The 24,766-nt window shown below is 46.4% G+C and carries 27 protein-coding genes, 6 tRNA genes and 1 riboswitch; of the genes, 17 read left to right on the top strand and 16 right to left on the bottom strand.

Annotated features, from left to right (window positions below; genetic code table 11):
• Positions 1–84: 84 nt before the first annotated feature.
• Positions 85–483, bottom strand: coding sequence for a hypothetical protein (locus MKY73_RS22615; RefSeq protein ID WP_339240389.1), 399 nt, complete (start codon positions 481–483; stop codon positions 85–87).
• A 115-nt stretch (positions 484–598) separates the two neighbouring features.
• Positions 599–774: riboswitch (cyclic di-AMP (ydaO/yuaA leader) on the bottom strand.
• 371 nt (positions 775–1,145) lie between these two features.
• Here MKY73_RS22615 and MKY73_RS22620 point away from each other — a divergent pair.
• The gene (locus tag MKY73_RS22620; protein WP_215076520.1) at positions 1,146–1,625 is read left to right on the top strand and encodes a glutathione peroxidase; all 480 of its coding nucleotides are present in this window, start codon (positions 1,146–1,148) and stop codon (positions 1,623–1,625) included.
• A 147-nt stretch (positions 1,626–1,772) separates the two neighbouring features.
• On the opposite strand, the gene MKY73_RS22625 is transcribed toward MKY73_RS22620, so the two are convergent.
• Positions 1,773–1,855: transfer RNA gene (locus MKY73_RS22625), tRNA-Leu, on the bottom strand.
• 443 nt (positions 1,856–2,298) lie between these two features.
• Here MKY73_RS22625 and MKY73_RS22630 point away from each other — a divergent pair.
• The 3 genes from MKY73_RS22630 (at position 2,299) to MKY73_RS22640 (ending at position 4,144) form a co-directional block, all read left to right on the top strand.
• Positions 2,299–3,000 carry an urease accessory UreF family protein gene (locus MKY73_RS22630; RefSeq protein ID WP_339303557.1) on the top strand — a complete coding sequence of 234 codons (702 nt, stop codon included), beginning with the start codon at positions 2,299–2,301 and terminating at the stop codon, positions 2,998–3,000.
• 271 nt (positions 3,001–3,271) lie between these two features.
• Positions 3,272–3,481: an XRE family transcriptional regulator gene (locus MKY73_RS22635; RefSeq protein ID WP_253431853.1), complete on the top strand. Its 210-nt coding sequence runs from the start codon at positions 3,272–3,274 to the stop codon at positions 3,479–3,481.
• 27 nt (positions 3,482–3,508) lie between these two features.
• A complete protein-coding gene (locus MKY73_RS22640; protein ID WP_339303558.1) occupies positions 3,509–4,144 on the top strand; it encodes a hypothetical protein in 636 nt (211 codons plus the stop codon).
• Positions 4,145–4,175: 31 nt separating this feature from the next.
• Here MKY73_RS22640 and urtE read toward each other — a convergent pair whose 3' ends face one another.
• The 5 genes from urtE to urtA form a co-directional block, all read right to left on the bottom strand.
• Positions 4,176–4,871 (bottom strand): urea ABC transporter ATP-binding subunit UrtE, encoded by a 696-nt coding sequence (urtE, locus tag MKY73_RS22645; protein ID WP_339303559.1) that lies wholly within the window; start codon positions 4,869–4,871, stop codon positions 4,176–4,178.
• Positions 4,849–5,658, bottom strand: coding sequence for an urea ABC transporter ATP-binding protein UrtD (urtD, locus tag MKY73_RS22650; protein ID WP_339303560.1), 810 nt, complete (start codon positions 5,656–5,658; stop codon positions 4,849–4,851). The genes urtE and urtD overlap by 23 nt, the downstream gene beginning before the upstream one ends.
• Positions 5,621–6,712: an urea ABC transporter permease subunit UrtC gene (gene urtC, locus MKY73_RS22655; protein WP_339303561.1), complete on the bottom strand. Its 1,092-nt coding sequence runs from the start codon at positions 6,710–6,712 to the stop codon at positions 5,621–5,623. Before urtC ends, urtD begins: the two co-directional genes overlap by 38 nt.
• Before the next feature lie 21 nt (positions 6,713–6,733).
• The gene (gene urtB / locus MKY73_RS22660) at positions 6,734–7,639 is read right to left on the bottom strand and encodes an urea ABC transporter permease subunit UrtB (RefSeq protein WP_339303562.1); all 906 of its coding nucleotides are present in this window, start codon (positions 7,637–7,639) and stop codon (positions 6,734–6,736) included.
• Between the two features lie 196 nt (positions 7,640–7,835).
• On the bottom strand, positions 7,836–9,086 hold the full coding sequence (gene urtA, locus MKY73_RS22665) for an urea ABC transporter substrate-binding protein (protein WP_339240381.1): 1,251 nt from the start codon (positions 9,084–9,086) through the stop codon (positions 7,836–7,838).
• 261 nt (positions 9,087–9,347) lie between these two features.
• Here urtA and MKY73_RS22670 point away from each other — a divergent pair, with 261 nt between their 5' ends.
• From MKY73_RS22670 to MKY73_RS22695, 6 genes are read left to right on the top strand one after another with little or no spacing between them, the layout of a single operon-like run.
• A complete protein-coding gene (locus MKY73_RS22670; RefSeq protein ID WP_253431836.1) occupies positions 9,348–9,650 on the top strand; it encodes an urease subunit gamma in 303 nt (100 codons plus the stop codon).
• 17 nt (positions 9,651–9,667) lie between these two features.
• Entirely contained in the window at positions 9,668–10,057 is a 390-nt protein-coding gene (locus tag MKY73_RS22675) for an urease subunit beta (protein WP_339303563.1), read from the top strand.
• Positions 10,054–11,772, top strand: coding sequence for an urease subunit alpha (ureC, locus tag MKY73_RS22680; protein ID WP_339240379.1), 1,719 nt, complete (start codon positions 10,054–10,056; stop codon positions 11,770–11,772). The genes MKY73_RS22675 and ureC overlap by 4 nt, the downstream gene beginning before the upstream one ends.
• A gap of 34 nt (positions 11,773–11,806) precedes the next feature.
• Complete coding sequence (locus tag MKY73_RS22685) at positions 11,807–12,502, top strand: urease accessory UreF family protein (protein WP_339303564.1); 696 nt, start codon at positions 11,807–11,809, stop codon at positions 12,500–12,502.
• Between the two features lie 33 nt (positions 12,503–12,535).
• Positions 12,536–13,255, top strand: a complete 720-nt coding sequence (gene ureG / locus MKY73_RS22690; RefSeq protein ID WP_017690021.1) for an urease accessory protein UreG — start codon at positions 12,536–12,538, stop codon at positions 13,253–13,255.
• Positions 13,161–14,132 (top strand): urease accessory protein UreD, encoded by a 972-nt coding sequence (locus tag MKY73_RS22695; RefSeq protein ID WP_339303565.1) that lies wholly within the window; start codon positions 13,161–13,163, stop codon positions 14,130–14,132. Before ureG ends, MKY73_RS22695 begins: the two co-directional genes overlap by 95 nt.
• 112 nt (positions 14,133–14,244) lie before the next feature.
• On the opposite strand, the gene MKY73_RS22700 is transcribed toward MKY73_RS22695, so the two are convergent.
• Positions 14,245–14,670, bottom strand: a complete 426-nt coding sequence (locus MKY73_RS22700; protein WP_339303566.1) for a helix-turn-helix domain-containing protein — start codon at positions 14,668–14,670, stop codon at positions 14,245–14,247.
• A gap of 525 nt (positions 14,671–15,195) precedes the next feature.
• Here MKY73_RS22700 and MKY73_RS22705 point away from each other — a divergent pair.
• Positions 15,196–15,753 (top strand): hypothetical protein, encoded by a 558-nt coding sequence (locus tag MKY73_RS22705; RefSeq protein WP_339303567.1) that lies wholly within the window; start codon positions 15,196–15,198, stop codon positions 15,751–15,753.
• 77 nt (positions 15,754–15,830) lie between these two features.
• Positions 15,831–16,409 (top strand): hypothetical protein, encoded by a 579-nt coding sequence (locus tag MKY73_RS22710; RefSeq protein WP_339303568.1) that lies wholly within the window; start codon positions 15,831–15,833, stop codon positions 16,407–16,409.
• 1,607 nt (positions 16,410–18,016) lie between these two features.
• Here the strand turns inward: MKY73_RS22710 and MKY73_RS22715 are convergent.
• The 3 genes from MKY73_RS22715 to MKY73_RS22725 form a co-directional block, all read right to left on the bottom strand.
• Positions 18,017–18,099: transfer RNA gene (locus MKY73_RS22715), tRNA-Leu, on the bottom strand.
• 17 nt (positions 18,100–18,116) lie between these two features.
• Positions 18,117–18,192 (bottom strand) — tRNA-Lys (locus MKY73_RS22720).
• A 106-nt stretch (positions 18,193–18,298) separates the two neighbouring features.
• Positions 18,299–18,370, bottom strand: a tRNA-Glu gene (locus MKY73_RS22725).
• A gap of 297 nt (positions 18,371–18,667) precedes the next feature.
• Between MKY73_RS22725 and MKY73_RS22730 the strand changes: the two genes are divergently transcribed.
• Complete coding sequence (locus tag MKY73_RS22730; RefSeq protein ID WP_339308701.1) at positions 18,668–19,453, top strand: DeoR/GlpR family DNA-binding transcription regulator; 786 nt, start codon at positions 18,668–18,670, stop codon at positions 19,451–19,453.
• 4 nt (positions 19,454–19,457) lie between these two features.
• Positions 19,458–20,354, top strand: a complete 897-nt coding sequence (locus MKY73_RS22735) for a Cof-type HAD-IIB family hydrolase (RefSeq protein WP_339303569.1) — start codon at positions 19,458–19,460, stop codon at positions 20,352–20,354.
• Between the two features lie 64 nt (positions 20,355–20,418).
• Here the strand turns inward: MKY73_RS22735 and MKY73_RS22740 are convergent, their stop codons facing one another.
• Both MKY73_RS22740 and MKY73_RS22745 read right to left on the bottom strand, forming a co-directional pair.
• On the bottom strand, positions 20,419–21,090 hold the full coding sequence (locus MKY73_RS22740) for an MgtC/SapB family protein (RefSeq protein WP_339303570.1): 672 nt from the start codon (positions 21,088–21,090) through the stop codon (positions 20,419–20,421).
• A gap of 318 nt (positions 21,091–21,408) precedes the next feature.
• Positions 21,409–22,068 (bottom strand): flavin reductase family protein, encoded by a 660-nt coding sequence (locus tag MKY73_RS22745; protein ID WP_339303571.1) that lies wholly within the window; start codon positions 22,066–22,068, stop codon positions 21,409–21,411.
• Positions 22,069–22,175: 107 nt separating this feature from the next.
• Between MKY73_RS22745 and MKY73_RS22750 the strand changes: the two genes are divergently transcribed.
• Entirely contained in the window at positions 22,176–22,874 is a 699-nt protein-coding gene (locus MKY73_RS22750) for a helix-turn-helix domain-containing protein (RefSeq protein ID WP_339303572.1), read from the top strand.
• 221 nt (positions 22,875–23,095) lie between these two features.
• Here MKY73_RS22750 and MKY73_RS22755 read toward each other — a convergent pair.
• The 3 genes from MKY73_RS22755 to MKY73_RS22765 form a co-directional block, all read right to left on the bottom strand.
• Positions 23,096–23,184, bottom strand: a tRNA-Ser gene (locus tag MKY73_RS22755).
• Positions 23,185–23,190: 6 nt separating this feature from the next.
• Positions 23,191–23,266 (bottom strand) — tRNA-Asn (locus MKY73_RS22760).
• A 93-nt stretch (positions 23,267–23,359) separates the two neighbouring features.
• Positions 23,360–23,821 carry a SprT family protein gene (locus MKY73_RS22765; protein ID WP_339303573.1) on the bottom strand — a complete coding sequence of 154 codons (462 nt, stop codon included), beginning with the start codon at positions 23,819–23,821 and terminating at the stop codon, positions 23,360–23,362.
• A 119-nt stretch (positions 23,822–23,940) separates the two neighbouring features.
• Here MKY73_RS22765 and MKY73_RS22770 point away from each other — a divergent pair, with 119 nt between their 5' ends.
• The gene (locus MKY73_RS22770) at positions 23,941–24,297 is read left to right on the top strand and encodes a hydrolase/acyltransferase (protein WP_339240370.1); all 357 of its coding nucleotides are present in this window, start codon (positions 23,941–23,943) and stop codon (positions 24,295–24,297) included.
• 180 nt (positions 24,298–24,477) lie between these two features.
• Positions 24,478–24,621 carry a cortex morphogenetic protein CmpA gene (gene cmpA, locus MKY73_RS22775; RefSeq protein ID WP_339303574.1) on the top strand — a complete coding sequence of 48 codons (144 nt, stop codon included), beginning with the start codon at positions 24,478–24,480 and terminating at the stop codon, positions 24,619–24,621.
• Positions 24,622–24,766: the final 145 nt, after the last annotated feature.

Below are 24,766 nucleotides of genomic sequence, written 5' to 3' on the forward strand. Positions count from 1 at the left end.
ATACCTTGAGTCGATTCTGAAATTGATTCTAATACAATCAATTATAACAGGCACCTTACACCTGAGCAATCTCAAGCTATGACATTACCCATTGAGGAGAAAGCCGACTTCCCCATTGAGTGAATATACAATCCGGTCTGCACCCATTCCCCGATAGATCCCCTTCGGATGGCTTTGCTCCGTAATGACGCATAGGGATTTCGATGTCCACGATCGACAGATCTGTAAATAACGACAGGTCAGATTCAGGCTGTTCTCGAAAATAAATACGTTACCAACGCTTGCCTGCGGCAAAAACCATTTTTGAGCTGCAGCCGTATTCATGCGAATGACATGTTCTACTCCGATTCTACGGAGTCTGCGCTCTTCCCCTGCACTGTTGGTTAGAACGGCAAACGGCATTTTTTTGTACATCAGCAATTTGATAAATTTGCGTCCTGCTTCATTAGGAGCAGTCACTAAGATCATCTCAGTATCCATCATTCGTTCCTCCCTTGGCGTGAAAAGACAACAAAAAAGAAGCGTGGGGGACCAAGGCCTCCCGAACGCTTCTTAAAGAATCCATGGCGAAAACGCCATGAACCAGCGTACGGCTTGTTGCCTCTCCCTTTAACGCTTACGAGGTTAGCTGACGGATTCGGGCGCGAGAGTCGCCCTATTTCCGGCTGTCACCGGAAAATTCACCCCATGAATGCCTACTGTCCTGGACAGCGCATTCCGTTGGTTCCCCCGTTTCCCACTCATGAATGAATGGAAACTCAGCGATTAAAACATCGTTCGTATATCTTAAGTTAAGATTGAGCGATATTATCGTTTGTTTCGTTTTTCAGGTACAATTTAGTTTTAAATTGAAATTACGATATGAATCATACACCCGTGCCATGGCGGTGTAAAGTCCGGACAGATCACCGAATCGGGAGATTTTCGCCATTATTCATATATAATAACGCTTACAATACGGTTATACGCTATTCACCTCGTCAAAGCTATCTAATTCTCACTCTCGCGTAAATCACTTCGCAATTCATTCACGCATTTTGCACAACTTACCAGTTTTGATTCTTTTAACACCATATTAGTTTTGCATTATTTAATTGTAACCAATATAATGAAAGGTATCAGATGATATCATGGAGGCGATTGAGATGACAGTCTACGATTACAAAGTGAATACCCTTCGCGGTCAAGAAGTTGAAATGTCCGACTACCGTGATAAAGTGTTACTGATTGTGAATACGGCAAGCTCATGCGGACTTACACCTCAATTCAAAGGTTTGCAAGAACTGCAAGACAAGTTCCAGGATGCGCCATTTGAAGTCCTTGGATTTCCAAGCAACCAGTTTGCCCAGGAAAAAGGTTCTTCCGACGATATCGCCGAGTTCTGTCAGATGAATTATGGCGTGAGCTTCCCTATGTTTGAGAAAATTGATGTGAATGGCTCAAGTGCTCACCCGCTCTTCCAACACCTTAGCAAAGAAGCACCCGGCCTGCTTGGCTCCAAAGCAATCAAATGGAACTTCACCAAATTCCTTGTGGATCAGAACGGACAGGTAGTTAAACGTTATGCTCCCAAAACAACACCTGACAAGATTGAAGAAGATATCAAGAACTTGCTGCAAAAATAGTACATCGGCCACCCGTAGCCGGAAGGTAGAGCACCATTACCCCCGGTAATGGATGGCCTTTTTCAACTTCTGGATACCAGACTGTTCAAAAAGGCAAAAAAAGAAGCTTTCCATTAATGGAAAGCTTCTTCTTCATCGTTCATATGATGCGGTCGAGAGGACTCGAACCTCCACGGGCATACGCCCACTACCCCCTCAAGATAGCGTGTCTGCCATTCCACCACGACCGCATGTCGTAAATAATCGGCAACAGAATTGATTATACAGGGTTCAGAAATAAAAGTAAAGCATTTTTTAAACCTTCTTTTTAGCTAGGCATTTTCCTCAAAAAACGCATATTCTCGTCATGTTTACCCATGAACTGCATATTATTAGATTTGATCCCCTCTTTTTCGGTAAGAGCCGATCTTGTTGATTCATTTATATATAGTCCTTCCTTATATATAGTCCTCTCTGCACTTCACCAAATAAATAACACAATAAGTTATATAAAATAACACAAATATTAAATATCAGATTCTATTCATTAAATTCAACGGATACTATTGACAAAAAGCGGACATTTATGGGAAGATAACTATCATATAATTCGGATTTTCAAACATAAAGTTAACAAAAAGGAATATAAATGTCATTTAACGTGACATTTAACGAACACAGGAGGCGAATGATTGTGAACCGTGGGAATAAGCTGCTCGATTATGTCAAACTGCTTGATTCCTCTATTCAGGTTGGAGGATTCACCCATTCCTTCGGCATGGATATCCATATCAGGGAGGGTACCATTCGTAATGCTGAAGATCTCGAATCATTCATGCGTTGTCAGTTGCATCCCAGCATTGTTCGTCTAGAAGGCATGGCCATCAAAGGCATCTATACCGCAGCAGATCACAAGGATACATGGCGGATAGCACTGATCGATAAACTGGTCCATGTTCAGCGAACTCCTGGAGATCTCAGAGAACAAGCTGCCGCCATGGGAAAACGATTGATCAGACTGGCACGCGCTCTGCACCCCTGGATTGATTTTAGCCCGCTCGAACAGATCTTCGCCAAATATGATTCGGTTGGCTGCCTCTCCACTGTTCACGCCTGGATTAACCACCACCTCGACATCCCGGTCGAGGAAGCGGTCCTTGGTTACCTGCATTCAGCCATGAATGCCTGCATAACCGAAGCCTCCAAAGTCATTCCCCTGAACAACGATATAACCAAAGATCTGATGGTACGCCTGGCCACAGATCTGGAGACTGAATGGAATACCGTAAGCGCCTCGGCTGCGGATGGACTGGCACAGCCAACCTCAATGTCCATGAAATCATTTTTCCCCAGTTTCCATATGCTTGGAGCTGGACTTCATGCCTACAGAGCCTAGTCCTCTTGCTCCACAAACCCGTCCCCTTCCCTTCATCAAACAAACTAAAAAACACGCCGGCAACCTCCTTGCCGACGTGTTTTTTGTCATTTTATTTGTTTATTTAACGTATTTACGCCATTTAACATCACAAAATACACTTTTTTTCCGTCTTTTTTAATTGTTAGATGACGGATTTACGTATATAATGAAATATACAGCTCGCATTTCTATATATTCTACATGAAGAAAGGGCGACTGAATACTACATTCTAACCAGGGGTGAACCCTTTTGAACAAGAACAAGAAAAAACCAGTCACTCCGTTCGGATGGGCCATCAAACGACGGCTAACCGAACTACAAGTGGACCAGAAGACCTTTTGTGAACAGCACGGCATCCCACCCTACCGTTTATCCAATCTCATCCACGGCACACGCAAAGCAACCCGATTCAGGCACATGGTCGCTGATATTTTGGATATTCCAGATGAACTGAGATAAGAATTCTGTCAAAGGAGGGCCCCATCCATGAGACATGTTACATCCGATCTGGAGAGACTGTCGTTCCAGTCCATACGTCACCAACTCATCATCGTTGATCATAATTGGATCATTCACAGTTGTAACCGCGCCTGGCAACAGGGGCTCGGCCAATCACCACCACACCCGGATGCGAATATTAATCATGCACATTACCTGCATCTGACGGAAGCCTGGGCAATACGAAGCAAGAACGCAAACATGGCACATGTCGCACAGAATTTGAAAGAACGCGGAATACCCTTTAATCGAAATCATACATATGACATCTGCGTGTATACTATATACAACGAAGAGAGGTGGTTTCGTGTGGAACTCACCCCTCTGTCTCACACGAATTCAATTCTGGATACCGATCTCGCTTTGATTGCACACATGGATATTACAGAACAGAGGAAGACAGAACGCCAATTGAAGAAGGCATTGTCTGAAGTGCGCACATTGCGCGGACTGCTGCCTATTTGCGCTGTCTGCAAACAAATCAAGGACGAAGAGGAACACTGGACCTCCGTTGAGAGTTATCTGGAGAAGCATACCCACGCCGAATTCACCCACGACATCTGCCCGGAATGCATCCGGCGGTTATATCCGAAATACTCGAATATCCTGGACAAGCGTTCCTGAAACCACTCTCCACTCAACACGCTTACTGCAACTACACGGACAGATGATGTTCAAACTGCGACATATCCAGTTCTTGCGGTGTCCCATGCAGGGTGATGGCCCCTTTGTCCATGATATAGATATAATCGGCGGCACTCCTTACAAAATCAATACTCTGCTCTACCAGCAGAACCGAGAGGTCTCCCTTTGCCTTGAGCTGCAAAATAACCTGCCGAATGTCCTCCACGATAGAAGGCTGGATGCCTTCTGTCGGCTCATCAAGCAGTAACAACCCCGGATGGGAAGCCAACGCCCGGGCGAATGCCAATTGTTGCTGCTGTCCACCACTCAGATCCCCGCCCTGCCGTCCATACATCGTAGCAAGCACCGGGAACATCGCCAGCACATCCTCCGGGAACGTTTTTAATCCCGGAGCACTTGTCTCCAGACCAAGCAACAGGTTTTCTTTCACCGTAAGCTGCGGGAAAATCTCCCGCCCCTGCGGTACATAACCGATCCCTGCCCTTGCCCGCTTGGCTGTGTCCAAGGTGCATAACTCCTGATTTTGCCACCGAATACTGCCCTTGCGTGTTTTGAGCAGCCCCATTAATGTTTTCATCAACGTGGTTTTACCCACACCGTTACGCCCCATCAGACACACCACCTGTCCAGGCTGTACGTCCAGATTCACACCACGAAGCACATTGCTCTCCCCGTAGCCGGATTCAATTCGTTGCAGCGACAGCATGGTCATCCCTCCTTTTGCCCAGATACACTTCTGCCACTTTCGGGTCTGCCTGTACCTCCGCCATCGTACCTTCCTTCAGCAGTTTCCCTTCATGCATTACCGTTACCTTGGCTGCGAACTCTCGCACAAACTCCATATCATGCTCCACCACCACAACCGAGCGTTCACGCGCAATCTCTTGCAAGAGTCGCCCTGTCTTGTGCGTTTCTTCATCCGTCATGCCTGCGGCTGGTTCGTCCAGCAACAACACACGTGGCTCCTGCAGAAGCAACATGCCGATCTCCAGCCACTGCTTCTCCCCATGTGATAACGCTCCTGCACGAGTCTCAACGCGATCTTGCAGACCAATCTGTAGCGTAACACGCTCCATCGCAGCACTCATTTTCCCATATCGACGAATACCGATGGCTTGCAAAGGGGAACGTCGAGTCTCCGCTGCCAGCGTCAGATTTTCCTGCACCGTCAGACCCGCGAAGATTGATGGCGCCTGAAATTTGCGTCCTACACCTTTGCGAACAATCTGGTGTTCTCTCAGTCTCGTCAAGTCCACGCCATCCCCCATCTTCACCGAGCCGGACAACGGTTTGGTTTTACCACAGATCACATCCAGCATCGTCGTTTTCCCCGCACCATTCGGTCCAATCAGAAAATGCAGATCATGCTCATGCAGCTTCAGATTCATGCCTTTGACAGCAACGAACCCGCCAAAGGCCACTGTAATATCCTCAGCTACCAGGACTGCCGAATCCTTAGTAGACTTCAGGTTTTTCCCGAGTGACTTGGACATGCGCACTCTCTCCTCTCCGCTTCAGCAAGCGAACAACATGACGATACACACCCACAATACCGTTTGGCATGAACAAAACTACCGTTACAAAGAGCCCACCAATGACAAACAACCATCCTTCAGGATAAGCCTCGCTTATACCTGTTTTGGCTGCATTCAGTACCACCGCTCCGATGACCGCACCGATAAGCGTACCGCGACCACCCAACGCAACCCACAGAACCATCTCAATGGAGGGCACAATCCCCATCATGGATGGCGAGATAATACCGACCTGAAGAACAAACAACATGCCCGCGATGCCTGCAAGCGCACCGGAAAAAGCAAAAGCCAGCGTTTTATATCCTGCCGGATCATATCCGAGGAATCGCACCCGATTCTCTCCATCACGCGCAGCTTCGAGCACTTGGCCGAACCGACTGTTCACCATTCGACGACAGAGCACATAAGCAATCACCAGAACAGCAAGGGTTATATAGTAGAGAGCAATGGTGGTTCCTGCCGAATGAAGTGTAAAACCAAAGATTGAATTATAACCGGTAATGCCATTCGTCCCACCCGTCCATTCCTGTTTACCAACAAATAATGTCACTGTGATCAGAACCAAAGCCTGAGTCAGGATGGTAAAATAAACACCGGTGATCCGGTTACGGAACGTAAACCACCCCAGGGCAAAGGCGAGCAATGCCGGAAGGGCTATTCCCAATAACAAGGCCACGGGGAAAGAGCGAAACGGTTCCCAGAACCACGGCAGACCACTGAGACCACTCCATCCCATGAAGTCAGGAAGCGTTGTTCCACTGGCCTGGAGCTTCAGATACATTGCCATCGCGTACCCACCCAGCCCAAAGAACACGCCGTGCCCTAAACTCAGCACACCCCCATATCCCCAGATCAGATCGAGACCAATGGCCAGGATCGCCAGCGCCAAAAACTTGGCTAACAGACTCAGACGAAACTCCGTGGAGATCAGTGGAGCAAGACACATCATGATGAGCACAACCGCCCAGATGATCCTCATTTTCAGACTGCCAGTCTTGAGTAATGCCGACATGAACTAACCCCCTTCTTCACGTTAATCGAGACTCCGTGTACGCATTGCAACCAGGCCACGTGGTTTCCATTGCAGAAAAGCAACGATACACACAAATACCAGCACCTTGCCAATGGAGGCAGAGGTATACGTTTCGAACAGCGTGTTGAACATACCAATTCCCAGTGCACCACACACGGTTCCGACCAATTTCCCTACGCCACCCAGAACAACGACCATGAATGCATCCACAATATAATACGTGCCAAGGGAAGGGCCAATCGGACCAATGAGCGTTAATGCACAGCCAGCAATTCCCGCGATGCCCGAACCAATGGCAAAGGTCATGCCATCCACCCGCCGAGTCGAAATTCCAAGGCATCCTGCCATACTCCGATTCTGCATCACAGCTCTCATTCGTCTTCCGGATGATGTTCGATAGATATAGAGATACATACACAACAGCACAACCGCAACCAATGCGATAATGAAAATTCGCTTGTATGGAAATACAATGCCATCCGAGATCGCCAATCCCCCATTGAGCCAAGCCGGACTGGATACCCCCACATTCGGCGCTCCGAATATCGTGCGGGCCAGCTGTTGCAGCATCATCCCTACGCCCCATGTCGCAAGCAGACTGTCCAGCGGTCTACCATATAGATGCCTGATCAGTAAGACTTCTAGCAGCCAGCCAATCAGAGCAGCTACAATGAACGCAATCGGCAAAGCCACAACAAAGTAGGCACCAAACCACGCCGCTGGAGCATAGGACATGAACAGATTCTGTGTTACATATGTGGCATATGCACCGATCATGATCAGTTCACCGTGAGCCATATTGATGACATTCATCAACCCAAACGTTACCGCCAGACCGAGTGCAATCAACAATAGAATTGAACTGATACTCAGACCATTGAACATCTGCAGGATAAACATATCCATCGCAATCCCCTCCTCCATACCGTGACTCTCGCTAATGTGCATGACTTCAATCCGTCTCAGTCACTACACATCCAATACATACACTCATCACATCAACGCTTTACCGCGATACGGTTAGAGGATGTGTTGTCACACCCTCGTTTCTGTTTCGGCTGCTTTGAAGCGAGTTATCTATGTTTATTACGGGGTTTCTATGTTATTTGGCGCTAAGGGAAGCTCCCCATTCATACGTTTTCAGATAAGGGTCCGGCTTGACAGGCGCACCAGAATTCCACAATTCCTTGAACTGTCCATCTTCCTGTACCTCACCGATCCGTACGGTTTTGTAGATATGCTGATTCTCTCCATCCACAGTCACCTTACCTTCCGGTGCATCAAACTCCAGACCCTTCGCAGCTGCCTTAACCTTCTCCACGTCGGTTGATCCTGCTTTTTCCACCGCTGCCTTCCAGAGATAAACTGCCACATATCCCGCTTCAATCGGATCTGCTGTCACCCGATCAGCACCGTATTTTTCTTTGTACTTGGCAACAAATGTGGCATTTTCAGGTGTATCCGTTGTCTGATAATAATTCCACGAAGCGAGATGCCCCTTCAATACGTCTGCGCCAATACCACGGATTTCTTCCTCCGCTACACTTACCGATAGGGTTGTCATCTGATCCGATGAGATTCCTGCGTCCTTCAATTGTTTGAAGAAGGCCACATTGCTATCCCCGTTCAGTGTATTGTATACAATATCCGGCTTCGCAGCCTTGATTTTACTAATGATGGTACTGTAGTCCGTATGTCCCAGCGGTGTGTATTCCTCACCCACCACTTCGCCGCCCTCTGCTGCGAGTTGTGCCTTGATGACCTGATTGGCCGTTTTTGGGAATACATAATCTGAACCGAGCAGATAAAACGTCTTTCCCCTGTTCTCCAGTAACCAGGTTACGGATGGAACGATCTGCTGATTCGTTGTTGCTCCTGTATAAAAAATATTTGGCGACGATTCCAATCCTTCATATTGCACCGGGTAAAACAATAGACCTTTGTTCTGTTCGAACACCGGGAGCATAGCCTTCCGACTTGCAGAGGTCCATCCACCAAATACTGCAGCGACCTTATCCTGTTGCAGCAACTTTCCAGCCTTCTCCGCAAAAGTAGGCCAATCCGAAGCGCCATCCTCAATTACTGGCTCGATCTGCTTACCCAAAACTCCGCCCGCGGCGTTAATCTCTTCAATAGCAAGCATCTCGGCATCTTTAACAGATACCTCACTGATTGCCATCGTTCCGCTGAGGGAGTGAAGAATACCAACTTTAATCGTATCACTGGATGCAGCCGGCTCTCCTGTACCACCCGAACCTGAAGCTTCAGGCGGCGCAGCACCCTCCACACATCCCGTCATGACAATGACCGCACCTAGCAAAACACTCCATAACTTGACCGACCTCTTCTTCAATAGCCTACACTCCCTTTTTTTAGTCTATTGCCGAACATTAAGGTCATTTGCACCTGAAATGTTCGTTGATCCAAATTATGGAGTGTTACACTCTTCATGTCAATATAGCTTACATAATTTTATTTCATGCCTATCTGTTTCATGCATACTGCTAATAAGCTTTGAAGCTTATTGACAAAGGATTCACCCTGTGTGAGTATATTTAACATATCACTTGAATTATGAACTTATCAGACACTATAAGCGAAAGGTCGGATTGCCTTGCACTGGACTGAACAGGAAAAGGAAAAACTCCTGATTACCGTGGCCGCTAACCTCGCCCGTGAACGCAGAGCACGCGGACTCAAGTTAAATGTTCCCGAAGCCATTGCTTTATTGACCTCCGAACTCATGGAACGGGCACGGGATGGAATGAGTGTTGCCGATTTAATGAGACACGGAGGCACCATCCTGACACGCGAAGACTGTATGGATGGCGTTCCTGATATGATCCCTGAAGTACAGGTAGAAGCCACATTTCCTGACGGTACCAAACTGGTTACTGTACATGAACCTATACGCTGAGAAAGGCAGGAGAAACCATGATTCCTGGTGAATATCGCTTGAAGCCAGATGACGATATCATCTGTCATCCGGATCGCCCAACTCTACGCCTGATTGTCCTGAACCGTGGCGACCGTCCCGTCCAGGTCGGCTCTCACGTTCACTTCTATGAAGTTAATGCCGCACTGGACTTTGATCGCACGTCAGCTTTTGGACATCGTCTGCATATTCCGGCAGGCACCGCCGTCCGTTTCGAACCCGGTGAAGAGAAACCCGTCGAACTCACGACCTTTGGCGGCAAACGCCAGATTCACGGATTCAATGGATTAACGGAAGGCTCAGCGGATCAACAACCCGATCCACAGAAACTGGAGGCATTCCTGAAGACGTTCTCCCCTCCCATACAGGATGGAGGTGAGTCCTCATGAAACGAATGAGTCGCGAGCAATATGCTTCGATGTTCGGACCCACAACCGGTGATGCCGTAAGACTCGCAGATACCGAACTATGGGCAGAGATCGAACATGACTATGCTGTGTACGGAGATGAGAGCAAGTTCGGGGGTGGCAAAGTCATCCGCGACGGGATGGGCCAGTCCACCTCTGCCCTGCGCAGTGACGGTACTCCTGATACCGTTATTACCAACGCCATCATCATTGATCATTGGGGCATTGTAAAAGCAGACATCGGTATTCGGGATGGTCATATCTGCGCCATTGGCAAATCCGGTAATCCGGATACAATGGATGGGGTTCACCCCGCGCTGGTCATCGGCGCTTCCACCGAAATCATTGCTGGTGAAGGCATGATTGTAACCGCTGGCGGCATTGATACCCATATTCATTTCATCTGTCCACAGCAGATTCAGACTGCATTATCCTCCGGGGTAACAACCATGATTGGCGGTGGAACAGGACCAGCAACAGGAACCAAAGCCACCACCTGCACACCAGGGGCCTGGCACATTCACCGGATGCTGGAGTCCGCAGAAGCTTTTCCCATGAACATCGGTTACCTCGGCAAAGGCAACAGCTCCAGCACCGCACCTTTAATCGAACAGATTGAAGCGGGTGTAATCGGTCTGAAGCTACACGAGGATTGGGGTACCACTCCGAGCGCTATCGATGCCTGCCTGACTGCCGCCGGTGAACATGATGTTCAAGTCGCTATCCATACCGATACACTGAATGAAACCGGATTTCTCGAAAACACACTGGCCGCGATCAATGGCCGGACAATCCACACATACCATACGGAAGGCGCTGGTGGCGGACATGCACCGGACATTATTCGGGCCGCTGGGGAGTCCTACGTTATCCCCTCATCCACCAACCCAACACGACCTTACACACGCAACACTGTAGAAGAGCACCTGGATATGTTGATGGTGTGCCATCACCTGGACCCTTCCATCCCGGAAGATGTCGCTTTTGCAGATTCGCGGATTCGTCCCGAAACCATTGCGGCCGAAGACATTTTGCATGATCTTGGCGTGTTCAGCATCATTAGTTCCGATTCACAGGCCATGGGCCGAGTGGGCGAAGTCATTATACGCACTTGGCAGACAGCCGACAAAATGAAAAAACAGCGCGGCAAACTTGAACTCAACCCAGACTCACCTTCCGATAACGATCGAATCAAGAGATATGTCGCCAAATACACCATCAATCCGGCGATCGCCCATGGAATCGGACATCTCGTCGGTTCGGTGGAAGTCGGCAAGCTGGCAGATCTAACCATATGGAAACCGGCCTACTTTGGTGTTAAACCCGAGATTGTCATCAAGGGCGGCATGATTACATTCGCCCAGATGGGTGATCCCAATGCATCCATTCCAACCCCTCAGCCGGTATTTGGCAGACCGATGTTCGGAGCCTATGGAAGCGCCATTGCCAGCGGATCGATCACCTTTGTCTCCCAAGCCGCAGCAGATGCGGGAATCAAAGAGACATTAGGGCTGAAAAAGCGGGTTGAACCTGTTAAAGGCTGCCGCTCGGTAAGCAAAAAAGACATGATCCACAATGACGTCACCCCTGTCATTGAGGTCGATCCCGAAACCTATGAGGTACGCGCCGACGGCGAACTGCTCACCTGTGAACCTGCAGACGAGTTACCTATGGCACAGCGCTACTTTATGTTTTGATCTGAATACGGATTAGCTGATAAGGGGGGCACTCATGATGAATAGTGGCACGAAGCTGCTCCGTTACGTTCAGCTGTTGGATTCAGCCCTGCCCATCGGCGGGTTCTCCCATTCCTTCGGTCTGGAGGCTTATACACATGATGGCACGGTACAAAATACTGCGCAGCTCGAACAGTTTATTCGCAGTCAGCTTCATTCCAGTCTTGTGCGACTAGATGGTCTTGCCATCAAAAGCGTCTATCAGGCAATACATCAGCAGGATGCCGCTCTACTTGCCCTGTATGACAAACGTGTCCACGCCCAGCGCTCCCCTCGTGAACTCAGGGAAAGCGGCCACAAAATGGGAAAGCGACTACTTAAACTCGCCCGTTCACTCTATCCATGGATGGACTTCACCCTGATTGATGAGGCCATACGGGAACACGGCGCGTATTGCGGTATCACGACCATTCACGGTTATATCAACTATCAATTGGAGATTGCATTGGATGAGGCTGTCACCGGGCATCTGTATACCTCAGTTAACGCTTATGTAAACAGTGCACTTCGCCTTCTGCCCATCGGTCAAACCGAGGCGCAGATGTTGATTCAGAAGCTGCTCGATGATATCGAAGCAGAATGGGCACTCATTCGGGAAAATGACCCGGAAGATATGCACAGCTTCGGAATCGCCCAGGAAATCTATGCTATGCGGCACGAGACCTTACCCGCACGGCTGTTTATGTCTTAACTACAACTTTTATCTAACTTAGGAGGAATTGTTATGTGTGGAGGAGCTAATCATACGCATCATCCGGAGTGGGAACGTAAGGCATTTGATCGGAGTCGTCCGATGCGAATTGGCATTGGCGGACCGGTAGGTTCAGGCAAAACAGCCCTTGTCGAGAAGCTGTCCAAGGCACTGCGTACACGTTATAGCCTTGCTGTCATCACCAATGACATTTATACGAAGGAAGATGCCGAGATCTTGCTGCGTCAGAATGCACTGGCACCAGAGCGTATTATCGGTGTAGAGACAGGCGGATGCCCGCACACGGCTATTCGTGAGGATGCTTCCATGAATTTCGAAGCAGTTGACGAGTTGATTGAACGTTTCCCGGATCTGCAACTGATCTTTATCGAGAGCGGTGGTGACAATCTCTCCGCTGCATTCAGTCCAGAACTCGCTGATGTATTCATCTACATTATCGACGTTGCCCAAGGAGAGAAACTCCCGCGCAAAGGCGGACCTGGCATCACGCGTTCAGACCTGTTGTTAATCAACAAAACGGACCTCGCCCCTTACGTTGGAGCAAGCCTGGAAGTGATGAAAAATGATACCGAGCGGGTACGCGAAGGCCGCCCTTATGTCATGTCTAATCTAATGAGCGGTGAAGGTGTATCCGAGATTGTCCACTGGCTCGAACATCAATATATGGATGACGATGCTTCCGCTGCACATCTGCATTCACACAGCCATGAACACGGCACTCACTCACATTAATTCACCTCCTGTGCCCACCGGGACAGAGATGAATCGGAACGAAAGTACAGGTGAGCCTGTCACGCGCCGCAGCGAGCTTCGGGCCACCTTTGCCTTTCAAGGCGAGCGGACGGTTATGACCGATCGTTATTACAGCGCCCCTCTCCGGTTTAGCCGATCCTTTCGGCCTCCCGGAGGCGGAACCGAGTTATGCGTGTACACGTCAGACGTCTCTCCCGGAGTCCTTAACGGGGATCATTATCATTCCGAGTGGGAATTAGGTGAAGGCACACATGTCATGCTGAGCAGCACATCAGCGACCAGACTTCATCCCACACCTTCCATTCCCTCATCCGTTAATCATCACTTTCGGTTGGGAAAAGGAGCTACGCTGGAATACTTCCCGGAATGCGTCATTCCCTTCAAAGGGAGTTCTTCTTCACTCGCAGTAACCTTTGAGCTGGATGAACAGGCCATTCTTGCCTATGCAGATATCTGGTCTGCCGGACGGATTCACCGGGGAGAAGCGTTCCAGTTCGAACGCTACCGCAGCTTGACGGAGATATGGCAAGGTAAGCAACTGGCTGTCTGGGATCGTTTCGGACTCGAACCGGCAACCGATGACCCCAAACACTCAGCATCTCTCCTTCACTACACACATACCGCTGCATTGTGGATAATCGCTCCGGGGCTTGGTACTGCGGAGTTGGAACAAGTCAGATCCGCGCTGCCACCCGATGGACGGATGCTCGCAGGTGCAAGTTTACTGGCAACGGGAGGCATCGGCGTTCGACTCCTTGGCATGGCCGCTTGGGAGCTTCAGGAACAGTGCCTTCAGATCTGGAACACACTCCGCCCCCAACTGCTAGGCAAAGAAACTCTTGTCTTTCGTAAATAAGGGCATGAAACATGCATGGTTAATACAAAAAAACCTCTGAACTATCTCCGAGTATGTTCGGATTAGTCCAGAGGTTTTTGTTCATTCAGTCCATGGATGCTGCTCATATCAGTTACGCTTCGTTCTCTTCAGAATTAATCTCTGATCTGTTCTCAGACTTATAACGATAGTCTCCTGCGTCTTTGCTTTCCTTGGATTTGCGGTAACGGGTGAATTCAATATATTCGCTGATAAAAGACTGTTCCACAGTCGATAATTCACTTTCCTGGCAATTCAATTGCCGCAAAACGTCAAAAAAATAATCCTCCCGTTTTTCCCGAACCATCGCTTCCTTCGATGGACGACCAATCATGAGCCAGTCAAGGCTCACATCAAAAAACGAAGCAATCTCAATACATTTATTCGTACTCGGAATAGACTTGCCACGTTTCCAGTCACCCAGATTGCCTGTGCTAATCTTCAGCTGTTGGCAGAAAGCCTTCTTGGTCATTCCTCGTTCGGCAATCAGGTGTTCAATTCGCTCATAGATCGACTGCATACAAGAACCGCCTTCCAACCGTAATAATTCAAACCATTCCTTGTCCTCAACGAATCCCCCGAAGCCAACAATATACATAATTGTACCATAATCTGCCTAGATAATCAGCCTTTTAATCCATTTTCTTATGGGGTAACGCCCTGCCGCTTAACATCCATTTCTCTGCTTTCACCTTCTTGATAACAGCGTTTTAACGGGGAACAGCGCCAACTCGCTGAGCAATTTCTACAAAAGGTACGATTTCACTCAAATCACTATCAACTTAGGACAAGATCCCCATGAATTACTCATAGACCTCAAAATCTTTGAGATAGAATCTGTGAGTATATCTTGAATCATTATCTTTTCATCCTAGTATTCAACTTATTTTTTTAGAAAACACACAACTAAAATGCTGTTGCAAGCGTTCTATCTTACAAACCAATCACGAATTCTTTTACTGATATTTACAGAAAAACATTGACTTTCATATTTTTTTGTATAAAAATATAATTGTAAAAAAAATTAAAAAAAAGGAGAAAATTAATGAAAATAAAAAAAATTGCCATTATTTCTTTTTGTGCTCTAGCTCTCTCTTCGTCAATTGCATCTGCAGCACCTTTGTCTGAGGGGTCCTCTACTTACGATGAAAATTACATAAATCCCCGAATTTATAACAAACCCGATCATGACATAGTTACCCCATTTTTCGACGGGTATGTTTACACTAAAAATAGTGAGACTGTGCGCAAAGTGGAAACATGGTCTTTAGAGCACAATAATACCGCTAATGTAACGGATACCGTTAATTATGCAGTTTCTGTTAAAAAAAGTGCAAACATATCAATTGGTGGAGAAGCAGAATTCAAGGGCCTAATTGCAAAAGCCACTTATTCAGCCAACGCCTCATTCGGGGTAGATACTACTGAAACGGTTTCCATTACCTGGTTAGTTCCAAAAGGGAAATGGAGATTATCTGCTGGTTCTAAGTTCAATAAAGTTGTTGGCTCAAAAGATTACATGATTTCAGGTAAATTAATCAATTCCCAACCCTTAACAATTGATTACACATTCCAACCATATAGTGATAAACAACCAATGTAATACTATCAAGGATTCAAATCCTTCTTGAAATAATAGAGAAGGATTTGAATCCTAATCAGTAGGCGGTGAAAATTATAATGAAATCTTTGATAATACTTTTAATAATATCGAGTCTGATAGGTTGTTCAAATAGTACTTCAACTCATGAAAACAACTCATCGAATCCCCCCCCCGTGATAAACGAAGAAAGTAAGTCACCAGAAAAATCGAATCATGATAACTTAGAAGGAATAGAAAAAAAATTTTTTCCTCCCAATTTCCAAGTAACAGAAATTGTAATTTCTTATAAAGATAAAACACTTCTTTTTAATTTAAAATACACATTCAATTTAGAACTCTACCAAATCTTAAAAAATAGCAATGAATACTCATTTATGATCGGTTTCCCCCAAGAGATTGAAAATATAATAGGAGTATCCGCTACATCAATCGCAGAAGGCCAGTTCGAATCAAATGGGCGTTTAAACTATGAAACAACCATTAAAACCTCAGTTGAAAAAGAACTCACCACTGAACAACTAAAATTAATTAAAAACAATATGGATTATAAATTATTTGTTTTAAATAAAGAAAATAAAATATTCCAGATATTCGAGGGATTCAGATACATGACCGATTATGAAGAAGGCATATCAAACGAATTAAACGTCAAATAATTGACGGTTTATAAAACCAAGTTCGGCACACTGCACTAAATACCCCCCATGCTCTCTCGTTTGCAAACCTAGTGAAATGGTAGAAAAGGTTTGTGCGAGATAGAAACATTAGTAGTAACATGGTGAACGAGTGCGTTACTTTTATGGCGGGATAACTCGGTCAAATAAACCATAAGGATAGGCTCTGTGCACAAACCACTGCTGCTCAGAGGGACCCATCCTAAGACGATAAACAGAAAAATACTAAAGATCCAGTCGATCCATCACCATGTATAATAGCCTAAATGGAGGGTTTGAAACATGGATGTATTGCTTGACAACTATGTAAGCACGGGTGTTATCAGAAAACAATTTTCGTCTGTACGCTGAATACGAACTCGGAAAGCAAAGATATCTATTGCCGATTACGCAAAAAGTGTGTGGGCAGCCTTACAGCAAAAAAAGTACCGCATTAAAAATATATGGAAGCTAGCAAGGTCAAGTCAGGAAGGATTACCCACTCCAATTGGAGCTGATTAGGTATAGCTGAGAACATATTGAGTTTTTGGAGAAATCCATGACAGCTTGGGGACTCTAAAATAGTCGAATACCTGCAAAGCTATCGGCATGTATATGAATTACCGCAAATGTTCCCCAGAATGAACCCAATTACGGCCGCTACACTCATTGCCGAGTTGGTGTGGATATGGATCATTTTCCTTCCGTCGAGTATCTTTCCACATGGGAAAGTGATGCATCCGTAAGCCACAAAAGTGTGGGTAAAAAAAGCACAAAAATTGTAAAAGGTAATTTTCATGCAAAAGTTCCCTTAAGAAGTGAAGATGCTCGGGCAATCGCTCACTCCCAAAACACCAATCCATATAAGAAGTTTTTAGGGATTTCTTTCTCGAATAGATAATAAAAGGAAAGTATCGCAACAGAAAGAAAGAGTCTAGTTATTACTTACCACACACTTAAAAAAAACAAGCTATATGGAAGACGACACTAAAGCAATCTCGTCCGCAAACTAACTTAACAATACAGACAACTTCATTGTTCCTAATCATAGGGCTTAAAGACGAAGCACGATCATACAAACGTTTTGATTTTCACAGAAAGAGAAAACCTGATCCTAATCCTGTAGAATTTTACCTAAGATGAACTAAGTACATTTATCCCCAGTAAAAAGAGAAAGCAAGGGCTAATCGTTTATGCTATCCAGTTCTAAACAGTCTGCACTTGCTTCGAAACCCTTTGGTGATTCAGTACAGTCCCCCTCTGACATTGACAGGAGACGCTCATGAATTACAGAACTTTAAAACTAATCCACAACCCTCTCTTCAAAGGGATTTCAATAAAAATATCAATGATTTGCTATAAGATTTGAAAGGTACCAATTATTTCAGGAGAGTAGAATAAATGTATCAACATTCCAGCAGGCAGATAGTCTTTTTCGGAGCAATTGCAACACCATCCTCATTTAATCCTTCACTATTTGAACCCTCGCTTTTCCAGATTCCATGACTTTTCCATTACAATCTCACGCTTCATTTTACGTAAGAAAAAAAAACCTTTTCCAGAAATAATAATCCCTGAAAAAGGTTTTTTATGCAAAAAACAAATATGTATGCGGTCGAGAGGACTCGAACCTCCACGGGTATACACCCACTACCCCCTCAAGATAGCGTGTCTGCCATTCCACCACGACCGCATATTCAATTGTAAAAATGGTGAGCCATGAAGGGCTCGAACCTTCGACACCCTGATTAAAAGTCAGGTGCTCTACCAACTGAGCTAATGGCTCTTGCTGTAAACTTCACCGGATGTGCCATGCTTCATTCTTGTTTATAAGAGCAATGACTTTGAGGATTTCTCATCGAAAATATAAATCTCATGAGGTGGTGAAGATATGACCCGTAGGGGATTCGAACCCCTGTTACCTCCGTGAAAGGGAGGTGTCTTAACCCCTTGACCAACGGGCCTTAATAACAAGTTGTCTTTCTTGGCGACAAGAATGAGTATACCACAGGACAATTTAAACTTGCAATACTTTTTTTAAAATTTATTTTTCAGGCTTTTTTGTCCATTTCAAACTGTTCTTCATAGAGCATTTTAGTCGACCTCCACATGCACGCCAATGTCACACCTGCACGGGGAAAAAGTAAATTCCTCATCAAAAAACTTACAAAACCTTACGTTGACTTATAATATTGCAAATCGCATTAGGAATACTTATAATTAAAGTATCATGATAAGTACGGTCATCCATACCCTTGGAGGTGACATGTTTGTTTCAAGAAGAACGAATGCAGCTCATTGTTGAACATCTTCACAAACACAATCGCATCTCAGCTGATGATATTGTCACTTTGTTTGATGTATCACGGGATACTGCTCGCAGGGATCTGATCAAGCTTGAGGAACAGGATGCCATCATTCGAACACGTGGCGGTGCAATTCTCCCCCCTCCTCCGCAAAAGTTCAGATCCTACAAAGACCGTTTACTCGATGTATCTGAGGAAAAAAGAGCCATTGGCAAACTCGCTGCCGCTATAGTAAGACAAGGCGAGATCATTATTCTGGATTCTTCCACGACCGTGCAGGCTTGTGCCGAGAATTTGAACGGCAAATCCTGTACCGTCATTACCAATTCGATTCATTCCGCTGATCTTCTCTCCAATCACACGGCTGTCCAGATTCGTTTGCTCGGTGGCAAAGTGGATAAGGAACAACGTTATGTCCATGGTACCTCTGTGATCGAGACACTTTCCCACTATTATGTAGATAAAGCCTTTATCGGAATTGGCGGTATCACTATGGACGGCTTCAGTGCTTCCGAAGAGGAAGGTAAAATTAAACACCAAATGATGAAAGCTGCCAAGAAAGTCATTGTTCTTGCAGATCAATCCAAGTTTGATAAACGATATGGTTATCGTTTTGCTGACTGGTCATTGGTGGATGTATTGATTACGGATCAATGGCCAACCCAAGAATGGCTTGTTTTTCTAGCCGAACAACACGTTGAGATTCTCATTCCTGAACCTACAGATGATAAGGAGTTGTAAATATATGAAATTATTTGCCACAGATTTAGATGGAACTTTGTTGAACAGAGATAGCCAGATTAGCCCGGAGAATGCCGCAGCCATCCAAAAGGCCCAGCAATCCGGTATGAAAGTTACCATTGCTACAGGACGCGTCTATTCCGATGTGGTGACCATCAGCCGCGAAGGCGGGATCAAAACCCCAATTATCGGCTCTAACGGAGCTACGATTCATGATGCAGACGGTGAACGTCTATTCCATCTTCCGCTTGAGCGCGACACAGCCGCTTCCGTTATGCAGTGGCTGGAAGATCATGATGTCTATTATGAAGCTTCAACGCAACAAGGCATCTATGCCCCACTTAGCAGTCATGAGACCTTGCTCGCCGAGATGGAACGTGTTCTGGGTTCGAACCCTGGTGAGGACATTGAACGCATGATTCGTGGCATTAAGAAACACTATGACAAAAAAGACTACCACCGTGTAAACAGCCACCTCGAAATTCCGACAGAAGCCTACATCTATAATATTATGGCCTTCTCCATGAATCCGGACAAAGTAAAAACAGGACGAGAATACTTCGCTTCCCGATCCGATGTCGCCATGGTTGTATCCTTTGAGCACAACTTCGAAATGCAGCACCCCGACGTATCCAAAGGTAATGCCCTTACCAAACTGGCGGCTCACCTGAACATTTCCATGGAAGATACAGCAGCGATCGGGGATAACTTCAACGATGTCTCCATGTTACAAATGGCAGGACTCGGCATCGCCATGGGTAATGGTGAACCCGAAATTCAGGCACTGGCCCAAGCCATCACACTGACCAATGTCGAGCACGGTGTCGCCCATGCCATTGAGTGCTTGCTCGAAGGCAAACCGGTGTCCCGTCCGGAAACGATTGTCGGAGAAGGTCAGTAATCGAACCTATACGGAATTAAACACCAAACCTGCATGGTGGCCTATTGAGCCATGCAGGTTTTCTTCATTTTAACTCAGCAGATCGAACATGAGGCACGTCCTGTAACAAAATAATCAGTTGCTCGCCCCGGTATGAACCCGGCAGTTGCAACGTGAACTCAAGCACCGTCTCTTCTACGAAGTCTGTGCTTGTTTGCTGTTCTGTCTTAAATCCGATGACCAATATCTTCTCCTGTCCCAGCAGTGCCAGAACACGCTTCAGGGCCTCTCCCTCCTTTTGCAGATGGAGGGTTAACGTCTCTGTTCGAGCGGATACCAGCCAGCGTGTGGGCCTATGCAGCAACATCTGTGCCACGACAATAAGCAGTGTTACGCCTGTACCTGTCCAATACAGACCGGAACCCACAGCAAGTCCCATGCCTGCCGTAGCCCATATGCCAGCCGCTGTGGTCAATCCCCTGACCGTATGCCGTTGTGTGAAGATCATGCCTGCTCCAATGAAACCTACACCGCTAACGACTTGTGCAGCGATCCTTGACGGATCCAGAGACAGATTGACCCAGCCAGCCTGATCCTGGAATCCGTACTTCGACACAATCATCATCAGGGCAGCGCCGACAGCAACCACAAAATGAGTACGAATCCCCGCCTCTTTCATTCGGTTCTTGCGCTCATATCCGATCAGCACACCGCATATTCCAGCTATGAGTACACGCATCAAATATTCCACTTCCATGCACATCACCTCTTTCACTATGTATATGCTTACATGTGTATCTTTACTATTACCCAATCTTTCCCTGACTACTTAAGTTGAACTAAAGATTATTTACACTGGCACTCCGATGACAGAATAACCTTCCAATCGCTGTTATCCCCAGATTTTTTCGATTCCCTTTTCTAAAGGGAAAATCCGGTGATAGCGTATGCTTCCGATGTAGCTTTCTTTCAGAAGCTTTTAGGCGAACGCTTCGCTTCTTCAGGTTTTTTCTGTCCTCTCCGATATCGTGTAAATGATTAATTCATCTTATACAATAAAAGGCCTTTACTCTGGTCAATTCTCTGACCGAAAATTGCTCCCTTGTCTCTGTCCCAAGCCGTAATAATGTCTGAAATTATATATCAGCGGATGCCATTCTTCTGGATTAATCTTGTTCGGTCCAGATATTAGTCTGGTGTGCGCATGCACCTTCAACGCTTTCACTTCCACAATCGCCATGAACGGTGTATGTTCGGGAATGCGGATGTGCTGTACAGCCGCTTCAATCTGAAGCGGACATTCAACTATTTTATCTGGAGCAACCTGAACCGAGCATTCGGATGTCAGTCCGGCTACAGTGAATTTATCACGACAATATTCATAGCCCATCTGCCTTTTCTCCTCAGGTACCGGGTTAACTCCCGTATAACGGCCTAATGCCTCAACCTGTCTCCACATGGTCGCATCTGGTAAATTAATCACACACTCCGGATATCGAATCAGATTTTCATAGGCTTTGCCCTGTGTACCTATACCTAGCACCAGACAGTCCCCCAGCGCCCAGGATGAGGACAGTGGAGACAAGTTGGTTGACCCATCCTCGTTTAATGTACTTAGCAGCAATACAGGGGTACCATAATACAAAATACTGGGATTCATCGTTTCATGTCGTACCACTGTGGAATTTTTGTTCAGCTGCCCAGTAGCAGCCTCCGGTTTCATTATCTTGTTCATTTTGTACCTCTCCTGTTCCAATCCATTCGTTTATAAGCTTCGCCTGACTTCGTATGGGACGTTACAACCGAATTGTAATACAGTAATAGTTCAGATATGATCGAAGTATGAATGTATACCCGAATATCACTGTTATTGCGTCGTTAATCGCTGATCCAAGTCGCTCCATTTTTCTGTCATCCTTACTGGATGGCCGGGCGTTGCCCGCAGGAGAGCTTGCTCATATGGCAGGTGTCACGCCCCAGACGGCAAGCAGTCATCTCGCCAAACTCGTAGAGGGAGGATTACTGGAAGTTGAACAGCAAGGCCGTCACCGATACTACCGTCTTGCAAACAAGGAAATTGCTAATCTGATTGAAACCATGGCCAGTATTGCTCCGCCTGTACAGATCCGCTCTCTCAAACAATCCGATCAGCTTCAACAACTGAGTTATGCACGCACCTGTTATGGGCATCTAGCCGGGAAATTGGGAATTTCGCTCTGTGAAGCCTTACTACAGAAGGGTTATCTTGCAGAGCCCAAAGAAGCACTCAGCAAGGATTATCAAGTTACAGAGAAAGGAACGCAGTGGTTCACTACGTTCGGTATTGAACTTCAAGTGAAGCCCGAATCACGCCGGGCCATCGCTCGTAAATGTCTGGATTGGAGCGAACGCCGTCATCATCTCTCAGGCATGCTTGGGGAACAACTCAGACATCGATTATCGGAACTGGACTGGATTCGTCAAAAAACAGGAAGTCGCTCTGTCGAAGTAACGGAAGCAGGCAAGAAAGGTTTATACGAGGTGCTGGATATTTCACTTTAAGCAGAAGCGTACACGAGGGATAACTAAAGATCAGTAAACGCAAAAAATCCCCTTCACAGTGACCGTTAACCAGTCAAATGTGAAGGGGATTTTGGGTTGAATCAGAACGGAGAGAGAGGGTTACTCTCACTTCGTTCGAGACTGCGGAGTATTGCTAACGAAGCTTATGCTCCGACGAACCTTTAGGGTTCTCATCCCTTTGCAGAGAAGTTATTACCGAACGGAGAGAGAGGGATTCGAACCCTCGCACCGCTTACGCAGTCTAACCCCTTAGCAGAGGGTCCCCTTATAGCCACTTGGGTATCTCTCCAAGAAATGGCTCCCCGAACAGGGCTCGAACCTGTGACAACTCGATTAACAGTCGAGTGCTCTACCAACTGAGCTATCAGGGAAAATTAACTTGAATAAGATTAATTTATCATGATTAATAATCCAAGTCAACATGCCTTCCATCACTTTCTCCAATACATTGAGTGATACTCACATCAGATATTCTGAAGGCCCAGCTTTCCCGCGCAACGACCACAGCGGTAACGCTTCGGATCTATTTTCCGTTTGCGCAAATATTCCGTACCACAGCTCTTGCACACCAGCTTATAACGATAAGGCAGCGGCTTTCTGCCTTTGCCATCAGGCAGAGATTGACAGTAACGCGAACCGCCCACCTTCTGCAATAAAGCCTTGAATTCCGGGTCACGATGCTGATAGCCGCGTCCACGAATATGCAGATGATAGTGGCACAGCTCATGCTTGATAATTTTTTCAACCTCATCTCGCCCGTAGGCTTCGAGTTGATGCGGATTGATCTCAATCCGGTGACTTTTGAGCATATAACGCCCTCCCGTCGTGGTCAGACGACTGTTAAACAACGCTTCATGGGTGAACGGTACTCCGAAATGATCCATTGATACCTGTTCAATCCACTGTTGCAACTCCTCATTTTCCATCGGTGTCCTCTCCTTGCACCCCCTCGGAGCATTTGTTTTTCCGGCATAATACTTGAATTTTAACCGTTTCGTAGGCTACACTGTCAAGTAGAATGTATGAGGGGAGATTATTACTCGTTATGCCTACAATGCGCTATGTCATCCTGCAGCAGGAACAACAACTGCAGTTCGTGGAAATGCCGGCGGATTACGCCTATCAACTTAGCGCGCTCAATCTGCGCCTTCACAAGGAGATAGATAAACTCACGGCAGCAGATGTCCCTGTCCTGCCTTGGGCAATCGCCGAATGTGACAACCTCGATCTTCTGAACGAAAATCTTACCATCATCGGCGGCCTTGATTATATCAATGCGCTTGAAGAATCTTTTGCAGTACTACGTGAGAGCCATTATCCCTTGATTTCCTTGCTTACTGAAATCCGGGCGCTCCAAGCTCAATTGGAACAATGGTATGAAGAAGAGATGGAAGCTCTCTAATTTATCTGAGGTATCATTTTAAAATGACAAGTCCAAGAAGCGCAACTCCCAGCATTGGGAATTGTGCTTTTTGGCGATTAAGATAATGATTTGGCGGGGCTCCTCACTTAAGCCGCACAGTCCAGGCTATTGCCACATATGCTAACGTACAGATGAATTATGCAAGAGGAGGAGATACCCTTGCCTCAATGGCTTTGCAATCAACTGATGCGTGCATTTCACAAAAAGGATAGCCGCCAAATCAAGTTGCTGAACGAATGCTGGTTCTTTTATCGCAACAAACCAGCAAATGGCACACCACGCAGTGCGGAGAGCGAACTTTAGGAGGCTGTTCCTAAAAGTCTGCTTTGGATTACGAAGGATGGCCTTTAGAACACGCACTTTAAGAAAATGCACATATTCCCACCGTACTTACCAGAGGAATTAGAACGGACAACGAGACTATTCCTGTTGACAACAAACAGCCTTC

Source organism: Paenibacillus sp. FSL R5-0519 (genome assembly GCF_037974275.1).
Taxonomy (GTDB): Bacteria; Bacillota; Bacilli; order Paenibacillales; family Paenibacillaceae; genus Paenibacillus.